This window comes from Pseudomonas sp. H2_D02 (assembly GCF_054677635.1).
Map to the genome: position 1 here is coordinate 2025805 of NZ_CP162816.1, position 16537 is coordinate 2042341.

14 protein-coding genes and 3 pseudogenes are annotated in these 16537 nt (G+C 59.7%); 13 read left to right on the top strand and 4 right to left on the bottom strand.

Annotated elements, in window-relative coordinates:
* Nucleotides 1-82 precede the first annotated feature (82 nt).
* Together ftsB and ispD are read left to right on the top strand one after the other, a co-directional pair.
* Nucleotides 83-361 carry a cell division protein FtsB gene (ftsB, locus tag AB4N42_RS09335; RefSeq protein ID WP_030139474.1) on the top strand — a complete coding sequence of 93 codons (279 nt, stop codon included), beginning with the start codon at nt 83-85 and terminating at the stop codon, nt 359-361.
* Nucleotides 358-1066, top strand: a pseudogene (gene ispD / locus AB4N42_RS09340) (2-C-methyl-D-erythritol 4-phosphate cytidylyltransferase). The gene ftsB and the pseudogene ispD overlap by 4 nt, the downstream one beginning before the upstream one ends.
* A 167-nt stretch (nt 1067-1233) precedes the next feature.
* On the opposite strand, the pseudogene AB4N42_RS09345 reads toward ispD, so the two are convergent.
* Nucleotides 1234-2129, bottom strand: a pseudogene (locus AB4N42_RS09345) (LysR family transcriptional regulator).
* 107 nt (nt 2130-2236) lie between these two features.
* On the opposite strand from AB4N42_RS09345, the gene AB4N42_RS09350 reads away from it, so the two are divergent.
* The 8 genes from AB4N42_RS09350 (at nt 2237) to rpoS (ending at nt 9459) form a co-directional block, all read left to right on the top strand.
* On the top strand, nt 2237-3349 hold the full coding sequence (locus AB4N42_RS09350) for an S-(hydroxymethyl)glutathione dehydrogenase/class III alcohol dehydrogenase (protein ID WP_030139471.1): 1113 nt from the start codon (nt 2237-2239) through the stop codon (nt 3347-3349).
* An 86-nt stretch (nt 3350-3435) separates the two neighbouring features.
* On the top strand, nt 3436-4287 hold the full coding sequence (gene fghA, locus AB4N42_RS09355; protein ID WP_334598814.1) for an S-formylglutathione hydrolase: 852 nt from the start codon (nt 3436-3438) through the stop codon (nt 4285-4287).
* A 43-nt stretch (nt 4288-4330) separates the two neighbouring features.
* A complete protein-coding gene (gene ispF / locus AB4N42_RS09360; RefSeq protein WP_030139469.1) occupies nt 4331-4804 on the top strand; it encodes a 2-C-methyl-D-erythritol 2,4-cyclodiphosphate synthase in 474 nt (157 codons plus the stop codon).
* Nucleotides 4801-5859 (top strand): tRNA pseudouridine(13) synthase TruD, encoded by a 1059-nt coding sequence (gene truD / locus AB4N42_RS09365; protein WP_030139468.1) that lies wholly within the window; start codon nt 4801-4803, stop codon nt 5857-5859. Before ispF ends, truD begins: the two co-directional genes overlap by 4 nt.
* Nucleotides 5847-6596: a 5'/3'-nucleotidase SurE gene (surE, locus tag AB4N42_RS09370; RefSeq protein ID WP_030139467.1), complete on the top strand. Its 750-nt coding sequence runs from the start codon at nt 5847-5849 to the stop codon at nt 6594-6596. The genes truD and surE overlap by 13 nt, the downstream gene beginning before the upstream one ends.
* A gap of 41 nt (nt 6597-6637) precedes the next feature.
* Nucleotides 6638-7273, top strand: a complete 636-nt coding sequence (locus tag AB4N42_RS09375; protein WP_175361775.1) for a protein-L-isoaspartate(D-aspartate) O-methyltransferase — start codon at nt 6638-6640, stop codon at nt 7271-7273.
* A gap of 226 nt (nt 7274-7499) precedes the next feature.
* The gene (locus AB4N42_RS09380; RefSeq protein WP_198796354.1) at nt 7500-8345 is read left to right on the top strand and encodes a peptidoglycan DD-metalloendopeptidase family protein; all 846 of its coding nucleotides are present in this window, start codon (nt 7500-7502) and stop codon (nt 8343-8345) included.
* Nucleotides 8346-8451: 106 nt separating this feature from the next.
* Nucleotides 8452-9459 carry an RNA polymerase sigma factor RpoS gene (gene rpoS / locus AB4N42_RS09385; protein WP_003198289.1) on the top strand — a complete coding sequence of 336 codons (1008 nt, stop codon included), beginning with the start codon at nt 8452-8454 and terminating at the stop codon, nt 9457-9459.
* 488 nt (nt 9460-9947) lie between these two features.
* Here the strand turns inward: rpoS and fdxA are convergent, their stop codons facing one another.
* The 3 genes and pseudogenes from fdxA to AB4N42_RS09400 form a co-directional block, all read right to left on the bottom strand.
* A complete protein-coding gene (fdxA, locus tag AB4N42_RS09390; RefSeq protein ID WP_030139464.1) occupies nt 9948-10271 on the bottom strand; it encodes a ferredoxin FdxA in 324 nt (107 codons plus the stop codon).
* A 143-nt stretch (nt 10272-10414) separates the two neighbouring features.
* Nucleotides 10415-12982, bottom strand: coding sequence for a DNA mismatch repair protein MutS (gene mutS, locus AB4N42_RS09395; protein WP_460116125.1), 2568 nt, complete (start codon nt 12980-12982; stop codon nt 10415-10417).
* Nucleotides 12983-13438: 456 nt separating this feature from the next.
* A pseudogene (locus AB4N42_RS09400) lies at nt 13439-13791 on the bottom strand (DUF6124 family protein).
* A 550-nt stretch (nt 13792-14341) separates the two neighbouring features.
* Here AB4N42_RS09400 and AB4N42_RS09405 point away from each other — a divergent pair.
* The 3 genes from AB4N42_RS09405 to AB4N42_RS09415 all read left to right on the top strand — a co-directional run bounded on the left by AB4N42_RS09405 (nt 14342) and on the right by AB4N42_RS09415 (nt 16520).
* Nucleotides 14342-15076, top strand: coding sequence for a LexA family transcriptional regulator (locus AB4N42_RS09405; RefSeq protein ID WP_460116378.1), 735 nt, complete (start codon nt 14342-14344; stop codon nt 15074-15076).
* 534 nt (nt 15077-15610) lie between these two features.
* Nucleotides 15611-16039 (top strand): hypothetical protein, encoded by a 429-nt coding sequence (locus tag AB4N42_RS09410; RefSeq protein ID WP_030139460.1) that lies wholly within the window; start codon nt 15611-15613, stop codon nt 16037-16039.
* A 130-nt stretch (nt 16040-16169) separates the two neighbouring features.
* Nucleotides 16170-16520 carry a phage holin family protein gene (locus AB4N42_RS09415; RefSeq protein ID WP_030139459.1) on the top strand — a complete coding sequence of 117 codons (351 nt, stop codon included), beginning with the start codon at nt 16170-16172 and terminating at the stop codon, nt 16518-16520.
* The last annotated feature ends 17 nt before the right edge of the window (nt 16521-16537 follow it).

Genomic DNA, 16537 nt, shown 5'->3' on the forward strand with positions numbered 1-16537 from the left:
GCCTGGATCTTCCAGGCTTCGTGCTATCAGACGCTTCAAAGTTTGGCATGGCGGTCTTTTTTCACTGGATACCTGATATTCGATGCGCAGTCCCAATTGGTTGTTTCTCGTCTTGCTCTTGTTGCTGGCCGGCCTGCAGTACCGCCTTTGGGTGGGTAATGGCAGCTTGGCGCAGGTGGCCGAGTTGACTCAGCAAATTGCCGACCAGCACGCCGAAAACGAGGCATTGCTGGAGCGTAACCGGGTGATGGACGCGGAAGTGATGGAACTGAAGAAAGGCATGGAGACCGTCGAAGAGCGGGCTCGCCATGAATTGGGCATGGTGAAAGAGGGCGAAACCCTCTATCAACTGGCCCAATGAGCATTCGTTTACCGGCCTTTTGGGCCGTGATTCCTGCCGCGGGCGTAGGTGCCCGTATGGCCGCGGACCGACCCAAGCAATACTTGCAACTGGGCGGACGCACAATTCTCGAACACAGCCTTGGCTGTTTCCTCGATCATCCGACCGTCAAGGGCGTGGTGGTCAGCGTGGCATCTGACGATCCCTATTGGCCGACACTGGCCTGTGCCAGCGATCCGCGTATCCAGCGTGTGGATGGCGGTGAGCAGCGTTCGGGTTCGGTGCTCAATGCGTTGCTGCACCTTCACGAGCAGGGCGCCGACGATTTCGATTGGGTGCTGGTACACGACGCCGCGCGGCCGAACCTGGCCCGGGACGATCTTGATAACTTGCTCCATGAGCTGGCGAACGATCCGGTCGGCGGCCTGCTGGGTGTGCCTGGCGCGCGATACCCTCAAGCGCGTCGACAAGCATGGCCGCGTGCTGGAAACGGTCGATCGCAGCGTGGTCTGGCAAGCCTACACGCCACAAATGTTCCGCCTCGGCGCCTTGCATCGAGCCCTGGCCGACAGCCTGGTGGCGGATGCAGTGATTACCGACGAAGCGTCCGCCATGGAATGGGCGGGGCAGGCGCCTCGGTTGATCGAAGGGCGGGCGGATAACATCAAGGTGACCCGGCCAGAAGATCTGGAGTGGTTGCGCCAGCGGTGGGCGAATCGGCGTTAAGCTGGATCTGTTTCCTCGTTGGATCGTCATTGTCTGGGCCGGCGCCATCGCGAGCAAGCTCGCTCCCACAGGGTTATCGTCGAGTGATGGATGTGTGTTCACACCGGTCCACTGTGGGAGCGAGCTTGCTCGCGATGGCGTCATCCCGGACAACAAAAAAACCACTGTCACCCCCGATATTCAGGCCGCTCAGCCAAGCCCCCTTCAAATAATCCACCAACTTGCGCACTTTCGGCGACAGATGCCGTTGCTGCGGGTACAACGCCCACACCGCCGTATTCGGTGGCTGATGAGCCTCCAGCAGCGAAATCAACGCACCGCTGTTCAAATGCTCCAGCACGTAATAGTCCGGCAACTGGCACAAACCCACGCCTTGAAGCGCTGCATCAAGTACCGCTTGCCCACTGTTACAACGCCAGTTTCCCTGTACTCGCTGGGAAAATTCCCGCCCGTTCTGCTCCAGTTGCCACATGTCGGAACTGCCGATCAGGCAGTTGTGGCGGCTCAGTTCCGACAAGCTGTGGGGGCGACCATAACGTTCCAGGTAGGAGGGCGAAGCGCAAAGGTACATGCGTCGCGGTGCCAGGCGTGCGGCGACCAAGCGTGAGTCCTGCAGGCGGCCGAGGCGAATCGCCAGGTCCAGGCCTTCGTGGACGAGGTCCAACTGGCGATTGCTCAATTCTATGTCCACCCGCAATTGCGGATACAGGCCCATGAATCGCGTCACCAACGGCACGATAAACCGTTCGCCGTAAGCCACGGCACAGGTCATGCGCAGCATGCCCTTGGGCTCGCTGGTCAGGTCGCCGACGGCCCGCAGTGCTTCCTCGCGTCCATCCTGGAGGCGCTGGCAGTGCTGCAAAAAGGTTTGCCCGGCTTCGGTCAACGTCACACGGCGGGTGCTGCGATAGAGCAGTCGTGTCTGTAGACGCTCTTCAAGCCGTACGATTTGTCGGCTGATATGGGAAGACGAAACCCCGAGCCGTTCCGCGGCGGCGGTGAATTGGCTGCATTCGGCCACGGCCACAAACTCGTCGATACCTTCCCAGCGGTTATCCGACATGGAGGATTATCCCTGTATGGCAATAATGTTTTGCTTTTAGCCGGATTATTCATCGTCTGGTGGCGGATTACACTCCTTGTCTCGTTTTTATTTGCTGGAGTATCCGGATGATCAAGTCACGCGCCGCCGTTGCCTTCGAGGCCAAGAAACCCCTGGAAATCGTCGAGGTCGACGTGGCCATGCCCAAGGCGGGCGAAGTGCTGTTGCGCGTGGTGGCTTCCGGTGTCTGCCACACCGATGCCTACACCCTGTCGGGCGCCGACCCGGAAGGGATTTTTCCGTCGATCCTCGGCCACGAAGGCGGCGCCATTGTCGAGGCCATCGGCGAAGGCGTGACGTCGGTGGCGGTGGGCGACCATGTGATTCCGCTGTACACGCCGGAGTGCGGCCAGTGCAAATTCTGCAAGTCGGGCAAGACCAACCTCTGCCAGGCTATTCGCGCCACCCAGGGCAAAGGCTTGATGCCGGACGGTACGTCGCGCTTTTCCTACAAGGGCGAGACGATTTTCCACTACATGGGCACCTCGACGTTCTCTGAGTACACCGTGCTGCCGGAAATCTCCGTTGCGAAGATTCCAAAAGAAGCGCCGCTGGAAAAGGTCTGCCTGCTGGGTTGTGGCGTCACCACGGGTATCGGCGCTGTGCTGAACACCGCCAAGGTCAAGCCGGGTGACACTGTGGCGATCTTCGGCCTGGGCGGCATCGGCCTTTCGGCCGTGATTGGCGCCGTGAAGGCCAAGGCCGCGCGCATCATCGCCATCGACATCAACCCGGCCAAATTCGAAATCGCCAAACAACTGGGCGCCACTGATTGCGTCAACCCGAAAGACTTCGACCGTCCGATCCAGGAAGTCATCGTCGACATGACGGACGGCGGCGTGGACTTTTCCTTCGAATGCATCGGCAATGTCCAGTTGATGCGTGCCGCGCTGGAGTGCTGCCACAAGGGCTGGGGCGAGTCGGTGATCATCGGCGTGGCCGGGGCCGGCCAGGAGATTGCCACCCGTCCATTCCAACTGGTGACCGGGCGCGTCTGGCGTGGTTCGGCGTTTGGCGGCGTGCGCGGTCGCACTGAGTTGCCGAGCTATGTGGACATGGCCGAAAAGGGCGAGATTCCGCTGGACACTTTCATCACCCACACCATGGGCCTGGAAGACATCAACAAGGCGTTCGACCTGATGCACGAAGGCAAGAGCATCCGTACCGTCATTCATTTTTAAGGAGCAGCCGCAAGCTTCAAGCCATAAGCCGCAAGTCGGTTCACCGCCCTCTTGCAGCTTAAAGCTTGCCGCTTGCAACTGATGTATTGCCCATGAGTCTGGAAAACATCTCTTGCCAGAAAAGCTTCGGCGGCTGGCATAAGCGTTACCGGCACCGTTCCGAAGTGCTCGGTTGTGACATGGTGTTTGCCGTGTACCTGCCGCCGCAAGCCGAGCAGGGCGGCAAGCTTCCGGTGCTGTATTGGCTGTCCGGGCTGACCTGCACCGACGAGAACTTCATGCAAAAGGCCGGTGCCCAGCGCATGGCCGCCGAGCTGGGGCTGATCATCGTCGCGCCCGACACCAGCCCCCGTGGCGCCGACGTGCCGGGCGATCCGGACGGTGCGTGGGACTTCGGCCTGGGGGCGGGGTTCTATCTGAACGCCACGCAGGATCCTTGGGCGCGGCACTATCGGATGCATGACTACGTCGTGCAGGAATTGCCGACATTGGTCGAAGCGCATTTCCCGGCTTCGGATAAACGTGGCATCAGCGGTCATTCCATGGGCGGTCATGGCGCACTTGTGTGCGCCTTGCGCAACCCTGGGCGTTACCGTTCGGTGTCGGCCTTTTCGCCGATCAACAATCCGATGGATTGCCCATGGGGACAGAAAGCGTTTTCTCGCTACCTTGGGGAAGATCGCTCGAAATGGCGCGAGTGGGATGCGTGCGCATTGATCGCCGAGGCGGGCGAAAAGCTGCCGCTGCTGGTGGACCAGGGCGATCGCGATGACTTCCTCGCCAACCAACTCAAGCCCGAGGCCTTGCAGCAAGCGGCGAAAGCGGCCGGCCATCCATTGGAACTGCGCCTGCAACCGGGCTATGACCACAGCTATTTCTTCATCGCCAGTTTCATCGGTGAACACTTACAACATCATGCACGCGCTCTAAACGCCTAATGCAGGTAGAATCACGCCCTGACAAAAATCGGGGCGTTTTTTTATGCGTATTGGCCACGGCTACGATGTTCACCGTTTCACTGAAGGCGACTTCATTACTCTGGGCGGCGTGCGGATCGCACACGGCTTCGGGCTGCTCGCGCATTCTGACGGTGATGTCCTGCTGCACGCCTTGAGCGACGCACTGCTCGGCGCGGCTGCCTTGGGCGATATCGGCAAGCACTTCCCCGACACCGACCCGCAATTCAAGGGTGCCGACAGCCGCGTGCTGCTGCGCCATGTGGTTTCGTTGATCCACGCCAAGGGCTGGAAAGTCGGCAACGTCGATAACACCATTGTTGCCCAAGCCCCCAAAATGGCTCCGCACATCGAAGCGATGCGCCAGTTGATTGCCGAGGATCTCCAAGTTGAGCTGGACCAAGTGAACGTGAAAGCCACCACTACCGAGAAGCTTGGCTTTGTCGGTCGCGAAGAAGGTATTGCCGTCCATTCCGTTGCCTTGTTGCTGCGCCCATGACCGAATTGGAACTGTTGGGGCCACGGGCCCATGGTGAGTCGTTGGGCAGCGCGGTACTCAAGGCCAGCGCTGAGGATTTCCAGGTCGATGAAGTGCTCGACATCCCGTTGACCGGCGACGGCGAGCATCTCTGGATCTGGGTGGAAAAACGTGGCTTGAACACCGAAGAGGCTGCCCGGCGTATCGCCAAGGCCGCCGGCGTGCCACTGCGTACCGTCAGCTACGCCGGGCTCAAGGATCGTCAGGCACTGACCCGTCAGTGGTTCAGCGTGCAATTGCCCGGCAAGGCTGATCCGGATTTGTCGGCGGCAGAGAACGACACCTTGAAAATCCTCAAGACCGCTCGCCACCGGCGCAAGCTGCAGCGCGGCGCACACTCGGCCAACGGCTTTACCTTGCGCCTGACCCAGTTCAAGGGCGACAAGGACGCCATCGACGCGCGTCTGCAGCAGATTGTGCAAGAGGGGATCCCCAATTATTTCGGCGCCCAGCGCTTTGGCCACGATGGCGGAAACGTGGTCGATGCCCGCGCCTGGGCTGCACGCAAGGCTTTGCCGGAACAGCGCAACGTACGTTCGCGGCTGTTGTCGACGGCGCGCAGCTTCCTGTTCAACAAAGTGCTGGCGGCCCGGGTGGCCGACGGTACCTGGCAACAAGCCCGGGTAGGCGACTTGCTGGCATTCACCGACAGCCGTAGCTTCTTTCCGGCCGGGGAGGCCGAATGCAGCGATCCGCGCCTGGCGATTCTCGACCTGCATCCCACTGGACCGCAGTGGGGCGAGGGACCTTCGCCCGCCGCCGGAGATATTTTCGAGCTGGAACAGGCGATTGCCCAAGGCGAGGCTGACCTTCGAGATTGGTTGATAAACGCGGGAATGAGTCACGAACGTCGCATCCTGCGACTGCCCATTGGCGGGCTGTCGTGGCATTATCCCGAGCCTGACATTCTGCAACTGGAATTCGTCCTGCCGGCCGGATGCTTCGCCACTGTCTTGGTGCGCGAACTCGTCGATCTGGTGCCGGTGGGGCAGACGGACAGCCCATGCGTATTCTGATTTCTAACGACGACGGGGTGACAGCGCCCGGCCTTGCCGCGCTTTATGCTGCGCTGGCGGATTTTGCCGAGTGCGTGGTGATCGCCCCGGACCAGGACAAAAGCGGCGCCAGCAGCTCGCTGACGCTCGACCGTCCGCTGCACCCGTGCTATCTGGACAACGGCTTCATCAGTCTCAACGGTACGCCAACCGATTGCGTACACCTTGGCCTGAACGGCCTGTTGGAGCGCGAGCCGGACATGGTGGTCTCAGGTATAAATCTGGGGGCCAACCTGGGCGACGATGTGCTGTATTCAGGCACGGTCGCCGCAGCCTTGGAAGGTCGTTTCCTGAACCAGACGTCCTTTGCCTTTTCGTTTGTTTCACGGCAGGTCGACAACTTGCCCACCGCCGCCTACTTTGCCCGCAAACTGGTAGAGGCCCACGGTGAACTGGACCTGCCGCCGCGCACGGTACTGAACGTGAACATTCCGAACTTGCCGCTCGATCACATTCGTGGCATCCAGCTCACTCGCCTGGGCCACCGTGCCCGCGCCGCCAAGCCGATGCATGTCGTCGACCCGCGCGGCAAGGCTGGCTACTGGATCGCCGCGGCCGGCGACGCCGAAGATGGCGGGCCCGGCACGGACTTCCATGCCGTGATGCAAGGCTATGTCTCGATCACGCCCTTGCAGCTCGATCGAACCTTCAACGAAGCCTTCAGGCATCTTGATGGCTGGCTGGAGGGGCTGCACTGATGGCGCGTGAACAAGACGATATGCTGCGCCGAGGCATCGGCATGACCTCCCAGCGCACGCGGGAGCGATTGATCCAGCGGCTTTACGAAGAAGGCCTGTCCAACGCCCAGGTCCTGGAAGTGATCCGACGCACGCCACGGCATTTGTTCGTCGATGAGGCCCTGGCCCATCGCGCTTACGAAGACACCGCATTGCCGATTGGCCACAACCAGACCATTTCCCAGCCTTATATGGTCGCTCGCATGAGCGAGTTGCTGCTGGAGGCGGGGCCGCTGGACAAAGTGCTGGAGATCGGCACGGGCTCGGGCTACCAGACCGCAGTGTTGTCGCAGTTGGTCGAGCGGGTGTTCTCCGTAGAGCGGATCAAGGTGCTGCAGGATCGCGCCAAGGAACGCCTGGTGGAATTGAACCTGCGCAACGTGGTATTTCGCTGGGGCGATGGGTGGGAAGGTTGGCCGGCCCTGGCGCCTTATAACGGCATCATCGTGACGGCGGTCGCTACCGACGTACCCCAGGCCTTGCTGGATCAGCTCGCTCCCGGTGGGCGACTGGTCATTCCGGTGGGCTCGGGCGAAGTCCAGCAATTGATGTTGATCGTGCGCGAAGAACACGGCTTCTCGCGACACGTCCTTGGAGCGGTGCGTTTCGTGCCGCTGCTCAATGGGCCGTTGGCCTGAGCATTTATAACCGGGCGCTGAATTCCGCGGCCCGTGCTGTGTCTTACAGCTGCACGGATCAGTCCAGCGCCGAATTGCCAAACGGCGTTCAACAGCGTCGAGCAAACGTGTGCGGCGGTGCCTCGAGCTTCCTTTATAGAAGCACGGTATCGGCCAGCCACGGGGCAACATGTCTGCCTGGACAGGCAGTTTTCAATATCTTCAGCCACCACAAAGGGAGCGGCGGGTGAGTCTCACAGTCATTGCGCAGCGTATGGGTATCACGAGCTTTAAGCGCCTGGTGACTGGCCTTTTCTTGAGTACCTTGCTGGTCGGTTGTTCCAGTACGCCTTCGGGTAACGTCCGGGTGGTCGATCGCAACAACGCGACACCGCAACGGCCTACAGTCACGACCGGCCAGTATGTAGTCCGTCGCGGCGATACGTTGTTTTCCATCGCTTTTCGCTACGGCTGGGACTACAAAGCCCTCGCGGCTCGGAACAACATTCCTGCGCCTTATACGATTCACCCAGGTCAGACAATTCGCTTTGACGGTCGCAGCGGTTCAACGCCAACGGCGGTCGTCACGCAGTCGGGTTCGACCCCTTCGTCCTCGAGCAAAACCACCGTTATTCGTCGTCCGGCCACTGCTGGAACGGCGACTGTACCGTCCGTCGCGAACAAACCGGCACCCGCTCCGATGCCTCCGGCAGGCCCCGCCCCGACTGGCTGGGGATGGCCTTCTAATGGCGTTCTCATTGGAAAATTCTCTTCAAACGGTAGTTTGAATAAAGGAATTGATATCGCCGGGGATTTGGGACAGCCTGTTTTTGCCGCGTCTGATGGCACGGTTGTGTACGCCGGGAGTGGTTTGAGGGGCTACGGCGAACTCGTGATCATCAAACACAGCGATACCTACGTCAGTGCCTACGGTCACAACCGCAGGCTGTTGGTTCGGGAGGGGCAGCAGGTCAAGGTCGGGCAGACAATTGCCGAAATGGGATCGACGGGTACAGACCGGGTGAAACTGCATTTTGAGATTCGCCGACAAGGTAAGCCTGTAGATCCGCTGCAATTCCTGCCACGTCGTTGATTTGCATGTCAGCCTGTTCCGTCGCGTAGAGGGAACAGGCTCCAGCGTTGCCAAGGATAAAGGCGTCGCTCGAGCTTGAGGTCGAACTCACCAAAGGACTATAACAATGGCTCTCAGTAAAGAAGTGCCGGAGTTTGACATCGACGATGAGGTTCTCCTGATGGAGACCGGCATCGCTATGGATTCGATGTCGAATGATGAAGGGGCGACTCCACCTTCCGTTCGTGCCAAATCCAAACACTCCGCTTCACTTAAACAACATAAGTACATCGATTACACCCGGGCGCTGGACGCCACTCAGTTGTACCTCAACGAAATCGGTTTCTCGCCGCTGCTCTCCCCCGAGGAAGAAGTTCATTTTGCGCGGTTGTCGCAAAGTGGCGACCCGGCCGGTCGAAAACGCATGATTGAAAGCAACCTGCGCCTGGTGGTGAAAATCGCCCGACGCTACGTCAACCGTGGGCTTTCGCTGCTGGACCTGATCGAAGAGGGCAACCTGGGACTGATTCGCGCGGTCGAGAAATTCGACCCCGAGCGCGGCTTCCGTTTCTCGACCTATGCGACCTGGTGGATTCGCCAGACCATCGAACGGGCGATCATGAACCAGACCCGGACCATCCGGCTGCCGATCCATGTGGTCAAGGAGCTGAATGTCTACCTGCGGGCTGCCCGTGAACTGACCCAGAAGCTCGACCACGAACCTTCCCCCGAAGAGATCGCCAACCTGTTGGAAAAACCGGTGGGCGAGGTCAAGCGCATGCTGGGGCTGAACGAGCGAGTTTCCTCGGTGGACGTTTCCCTGGGGCCGGACTCGGATAAGACCTTGCTGGATACCCTTACCGACGATCGCCCGACTGACCCGTGCGAGTTGCTCCAGGATGACGATCTGTCCCAGAGCATCGACCAGTGGCTTTCGGAGCTGACCGACAAGCAACGGGAAGTGGTGATTCGCCGCTTCGGCTTGCGCGGGCATGAAAGCAGCACGCTGGAGGATGTCGGGCTGGAGATTGGGTTGACCCGTGAGCGGGTCAGGCAGATCCAGGTTGAAGGCCTCAAGCGTCTTCGGGAGATTCTGGAGAAGAATGGCCTGTCGAGCGAGTCGTTGTTTCAGTAACACTCAGCAAGCGCAGGAGATAAAGCCCCGACCGGTTCGGGGCTTTTGCGTTTCTGGGTAAGTGTGATCTTTCGGTCGTACCCATTTTGTAGTTTCAGTTTGTAAGCCTTTGCCTAGTGTTGCGTAAGCGATCGGTTTCCCGTCGCCGGGATAGACCGCTATAAACGCTGTGATATTTTTATATCTGACTGATTTATAAAGAAAATTATCTGATGAAGTTAGTGTGACAAAGTCAGCCACCTGTATCAGCCGCGTTGCACTCTCCTCGGAAAACACTAATATCAGTCCTGTGTCGACGGACAGACACACCCGTCATGGACGATGGGAACGGAAGGACATCGCAGGACGCGATTCATCAGGACGATGAAAAGGATTAAAGGGATTAGGGAAAAAATGTGGGCGGGTCAAACCGCCCCTTTTTTATGCCTGCGATTTGGATCCAAGCAGCAAAAAGGCCCGCAACGGGCCTTTTGGTGACGCCGGAAAGATCAGCGCTCGAGGTCTGCGATCTTGCCAGTCTTGCCGTCCCACTCTTCGGCGTCCGGCAGGGCGTCTTTCTTCTCGGTGATGTTCGGCCAGATGTCCGCCAGTTCAGCGTTCAGCTCGATGAAGTTCTCCATGCCGGCCGGCACTTCGTCTTCCGAGAAAATGGCATTCGCCGGGCATTCCGGTTCACACAGCGCGCAGTCGATGCACTCGTCCGGGTGAATGACCAGGAAGTTCGGCCCTTCGTAAAAGCAGTCCACCGGACACACTTCTACGCAGTCGGTGTACTTGCACTTGATGCAGTTGTCGGTGACGACGAAGGTCATTTCTAATTTCTCCTCAGGCGGCTGCGGCGAACCCCCTTCACGGTGGGGGTCGCGGGGTTTGGGAGCGATAGTCTGCAAACCCAGGCTAATAGGCAGCAGCATCCCAAACCGCGCGCGATTCTAACAGCTTGAAAGCCTGTGTGTTAGATCCGTGTCTTCAATGTATAAAGCAATTCGAGTGCACGGCGTGGTGTCAGGTCATCCAGATCGAGCTTGGCCAGTTCATCGAGCACCGGATGCGGCAGGCTGGCGAACAGATCGCTTTGCTGCGGCGCGGCCGGTTTGCCTTTGGTCGGGCGCGGTGCTTCATGGGGCAGGCTGGTGGTTTCCAGGCGGCTCAGGTGCTCGCGGGCGCGGCTGATCACGTCGCTTGGCACGCCGGCCAACTGCGCCACCGCCAATCCGTAGCTCTGACTCGCCGGGCCGGGCAGGACATGGTGCAGGAACACAATGCGTTCGTTGTGCTCGGTGGCGTTGAGGTGAACGTTGGCCACCAGCGGTTGGCTCTCCGGCAGCACCGTCAATTCGAAGTAGTGCGTGGCGAACAGCGTGTAGGCCCGCAACTGGGCGAGACGTTCTGCCGCAGCCCAAGCCAGGGACAAGCCGTCGAAGGTGCTGGTGCCGCGACCGACTTCGTCCATCAGCACCAGGCTGCGCTCGGTGGCGTTGTGCAGGATGTTCGCGGTTTCACTCATTTCCACCATGAACGTCGAACGACCACCGGCCAAGTCATCACTGGAGCCGATCCGGGTGAAGATGCGGTCTACCAACGACAATTCGCAGCTGGCCGCGGGCACAAAGCTGCCGATGTGGGCCAGCAGCACGATCAACGCGGTCTGGCGCATGTAGGTGGATTTACCGCCCATGTTCGGACCGGTGATCACCAGCATGCGCGTATTGTCGTCCAGGCTCAGGTCGTTGGCCACGAACGGCGTTGTCAAGACTTGCTCGACCACCGGGTGACGACCCTGGCTGATGCGCATGCACGGCTCGCTGACGAAGCGCGGGCAGTTGAGGTCCAGGTTGAGCGCGCGTTCGGCCAGGTTGCTCAGCACGTCCAGTTCCGCCAGGGCGGCGGCGGTGTCCTGCAACGGCGGCAGTTGGCTGATCAGGTCTTCAAGCAGCGCTTCGTAGAGCATCTTTTCCCGGGCCAGGGCGCGGCTCTTGGCCGACAGCGCCTTGTCTTCGAACGCCTTGAGCTCGGGGGTGATGAAACGCTCGGCGCCCTTGAGGGTCTGGCGGCGAATGTAGTCGGCTGGGGCTTGCTCGGCCTGCTTGCTCGGCAGTTCGATGAAGTAGCCGTGGATGCGGTTGTAGCCGACCTTGAGGTTGGCCAGGCCGGTACGGGCTTTTTCCCGGGCTTCGAGGTCGATCAGGAACTGGCCGGCGTTCTCGCTCAGCGATTGCAACTCGTCGAGCTCGGCGTCGTAGCCGGTTTTCAGCACGCCACCGTCACGGATCACCGCGGGCGGGTTGTCGATAATGGCTTTTTCCAGCAGCGCGGCCAGCTCCGGGTAGGTGCTGGTGGTGCGCGCCAGTTGTTGCAGGTGCGGCGCTTCGAGGTCGGTCATCGCCACTTGCAATTCAGGCAGCGCGCCGAGGGCATCGCGCAGGCGTGCCAAGTCGCGGGGACGGGCGTTGCGCAAGCCGATGCGGGCGAGGATCCGCTCGATGTCGCCGATTTCCTTGAGTTGCGGTTGCAACTGCTCGAAGCGATAACGGTCCAGCAGACAGGTAATGGAGGACTGGCGCGCTGTCAGTACCGTCAGGTCCCGCAGCGGACGGTTCAACCAGCGGGTCAGCAGACGGCTGCCCATGGCGGTCTGGCAGCGATCGACCACCGATTGCAAGGTGTTGTCGCGGCCGCCGGCCAGGTTGGTGTCCAGCTCCAGGTTGCGTCGGCTCGCGCCGTCCAGCACCACCGTGTCATCCAGGCGCTCGTGACGCAGGCTGCGCAAGTGGGGCAGGGCGGTGCGCTGGGTTTCCTTGGCGTAGGCCAGCAGGCAACCGGCCGCGCCGATGGCCAGGGTCAAATTCTCGCAACCGAAGCCTTTCAGGTCCTGGGTGGAAAACTGCTGGCAGAGACTTTTCAGCGCCGAGTCGCGCTCGAAATCCCACGGCGCCCGACGACGCACCCCACGGCGTTTTTCCGCCGGCAGGTCTTTGGGCCAGTCATCGGGAATCAACAGCTCCACCGGGTTGACCCGCTCCAGCTCCGCCAGCAGGTTTTCCCAGCCCTTGATTTCCAGCACCGAGAAATTGCCACTGGTGATGTCCAGCACGGCCAGGCCAAACAGCCGCTCGTCGCCCAAGACCGCGGCAATGAGGTTGTCCCGGCGCTCGTCCAGCAAGGCTTCGTCACTGACCGTACCCGGGGTGATGATCCGCACGACTTGGCGTTCCACTGGGCCTTTGCTGGTGGCCGGGTCGCCGACTTGTTCGCAGATCACCACGGACTCGCCAAGCTTGACCAGTTTCGCCAGGTAACCTTCCGCTGCGTGGTAAGGAATCCCACACATCGGAATCGCCATGCCCGCCGACTGCCCACGCGCCGTCAGGGTGATGTCCAGCAGCTTGGCGGCCTTCTTCGCGTCCTCGTAGAAGATCTCGTAGAAGTCGCCCATGCGGTAGAACATCAGCTGATCGGGGTGCTGGTTCTTCAGGCGCCAGTATTGCTGCATCATCGGCGTGTGGGAGGACAGGTCGTTCACGGCTGTATTCATGGGTGTCAGGCAAAGCTCGTTGAAGTGTGTAGGCAAAAGGAGGGGCATTGGCCCGGCTTTTCCGCGATGGGCGCAAGGTTAACATGGGCGGTCTGGTGCTACCCATATGTGAGTGGTTTTTGGGACTGTGTGCTTATCCGTTTTTCGGTAACGGCTACTTAGGGTGCCGCCCTGACGGCGGGTCACTTTTGAAGAGCCCGCAAGCCGGCCTGTTCCTCCGGCTGTACTCCGATCCAATTGTGGGAGCGAGCCTGCTCGCGAAGGCGGCCTTATAGCCGACCTGTTTCTCCGGCTGTATCCTGATCCAATTGTGGGAGCGAGCTTGCTCGCGATGACGGCTGCCAATACAACTTAGTAGTAACTGGACTACCGCCATCGCGAGCAAGCTCGCTCCCACAGTGATGACTCGGGTTTCTCTCAGGTCTCGGCTTGCACCATGAATGCCTACCTCACCTCAACCACATCCAACGCCCGGTTCGCCAGCAACTGGCTCAGCTCGATCATCTGTTGAACCCCCAGCAAGATATTCCGTCGCGAGCCCTTCAGGTCGAATGCCAGGTCGCTGACCATGGCGTTGGCCGAGGCCAGGGTTTCGCTGAGGTTGGCGAGCAGGCATTCGGCGTCGATGTTGGGGCGATGATGAAAAGGGTGTCGGGTGTGTCAGCGGTTTCTTTGTCGGTTTTCGGCTTGAGGTAGTAGTCCAGGGCGCGGGTGGCCGCGTCGTCGAGTTTCTTGGCGTTGGCCGATTGGGTGCGGGAGACGTGTTCGTTAGGGGGATTCGGTGTGTGCTTCGGCATTCTATGGATCCTTGAGGTTGAGCCACCACTCACTCGCGACTAAACGAGGGGGCGGCAGCTGTACGCAGGTTAGTCGACCGGGGATCCAAGGAACCGGCGCGCCCGAGGGCGCCCTGCGCACAGCTACCATCAAGTGCAGGAGTAGGGATACCTGACTGAAGGGAGCAATGAGCACCTTGGAATACCGAGCGACTAAACCCGATCACTGATAGGCAGTGACGAGGTCAAAAGTACCGATGGGATCCAAGGCGCACAAGCCGGCGGATTCTGGCGTAGTTGTAGGCAGAGGCGCAAGTTGACGTAGCCTTGTGTTGCGCATCTGAAGGACATCTTTGAAGCCTTTTCCCAAAGGTGTGTAGGACGGATTCCGTGGCGAGGGAGCTTGCTCCCGCTTGAGTGCGAAGCGCTCACAAAAAGGGGGCTGCTGCGCAGCCCAGCGGGAGCAAGCTCCCTCGCCACAAATGCATCTAACCAAGCTTCGTGAGGTGTATTAACGATTTATGCAAATCAGCATTTGTCTTCCGCGAAAAGAACAAGCATTATGCGCGTTATGCAAAAACGCAACGTTTCTACCGTATTAAGAGCATTGCTCGATCAGCACGGGATCTCCCCCACGGAGCTTCACCGGCGTACCGGCGTGCCTCAGTCCACCCTCTCGCGGATCCTCAGCGGCAAGATCGTCGACCCTTCGGATAAACACATCTCGAAGATCGCCGAATATTTCGCCGTGAGCACCGACCAGTTGCGCGGGCGCGCCGATGTTGCGCCCGCCGACAACAGCCGCCGCGACGAGCCGCATTCTGAACTCAAGGACATAAGCCTTTGGGACGACGACACGCCCGTCGAGGAAGACGAGGTGTCCGTTCCTTTTCTGCGTGAGGTTGAATTGGCTGCTGGATCAGGAAGATTCGTCATCGAGGAAAGCGAGCGCTCCAGCCTGCGTTTCGGCAAGCGCAGCCTGCGCCACAACGGCGTGCAGTTCGACCAGGCCAAATGCGTGACGGTACGCGGCAACAGCATGTTGCCAGTGCTGCGCGACGGCGCCACGGTTGGGGTGAATGCCGGTAAATGCGGGATCGGCGACATCGTCGACGGTGACCTCTACGCCATCAACCACAACGGCCAACTGCGGGTGAAGCAGCTTTATCGCCTGCCCACCGGCATCCGCCTGCGCAGCTTCAACCGCGATGAGCATCCGGATGAGGACTATACCTTCCAGGAAATGCAGGACGAGCAGATCGTCATCCTCGGTCACGTCTTCTGGTGGGGCATGTACGCCCGCTAACCCTTCCGCTGTCAGATAAAACCCGCCGTCGTGCGGGTTTTTTTTTCGCCTCCTGAAAACCCGAAACCACCGTGCCCACAAGGCCTTCATGCATTTGCGCATTTCATGTGCATAAATAAATGCATTTACGCATTGACTGTATATGCATCCATGCATATTCTGTGTCCAAGCCGCTCGACAAAGCGGCTGGCAACGAAGCTCTTTAGTTCCACCAACAGGCAGCGATGAACCGGCCTTAACGGTTCAAAGGGTTGGCAACTGGCCCGGGTGTGCAGCGTAAAGCACCAGAAGCAGTTATCCGGCGGGCAGGGACCGCGGCCGGAGGAACAATTTGAATGGATCCGTACCGCGCCAGTCGCGCCGAAAGATCAAGCGCATTACTGAAAAGCCTGGGCGACCGGGCTTTTTGGAATGCCTGTGCCGTGAGGTGCTTCAAACAGGCAGGGCATTTCCATGCGCTCATCCGTGAAACCAAGGAGATGCCCAGATAAAAAAGTGATTTAAAAAACTTACCTATCTAAAAGGATGTAACTGATGAAAACCTTTTTCAGTGTGCTGGTCGTAGCTGTCCTGGCCTTCCAGTCCCTTAACGCAAGTGCTGAAACCTCTCCTGTCGGTTCCTGGCAATTCGCCTACTACCATGTTCCGGGCGGTGGTTTTTATGCCAACCAAACGATCTGTTTCAAAGCAGACAATACCTGGTACTCGAGTTCGCAGGCTGGCTGGAAGGGCGCATGGTTCCAGAACGGGGACGATCTCCAATGGAATGGGAGTGTGCCAATGCCGGGTGCAGGGAGCGCCAACAATCTCGCGACCATTGCCATGGGTAAGTTAGCTGTCGCTGGTTCGATGTCGGGTAACTACGCGGAATGGGCCGCACCCAGTGCGCTACCGCTGTCTTGGGACAGGCACTACACCTACACCATGGCTTACAAAGGCGCGACTTGCGCTGCGCCAAAGTGATGACAGCCCTGAATTACCTAGACAAAGCTTGAACGCCGCTCCTAGCAACCTAATGCGTTGCACCGACCCACATCTCATTCAACCTCACACAACTTACCCGCCCAAACTAAATCACCCCAGGAAACGAGACATGACAAACGAGCAACAAGCGTTGCTGGACATGCCGATCTGGCTGGTCATCGTGCTCGCCCTGGTGGGCGGGGTGACTGGCGAGATGTGGCGTGCCGATAAAGAGGGCGCCCGTGGTTGGTCGCTGCTGCGTCGCCTGGCGCTGCGTTCCGGTGCCTGCATGATCTGTGGCGTCTCGGCGATCATGCTGTTGTACGCCATGGGCCTGTCGATCTGGGCTGCGGGCGCCTTCGGTTGCCTGACGGCCATGGCCGGCGCGGATGTGGCCATCGGGCTTTACGAACGCTGGGCCGCCAAGCGGATGGGCGTGAGTGAACTGCCGCCGCGCGATTCCCGTTCCGACCCACATTGATCCCTTGCTGGTGATCT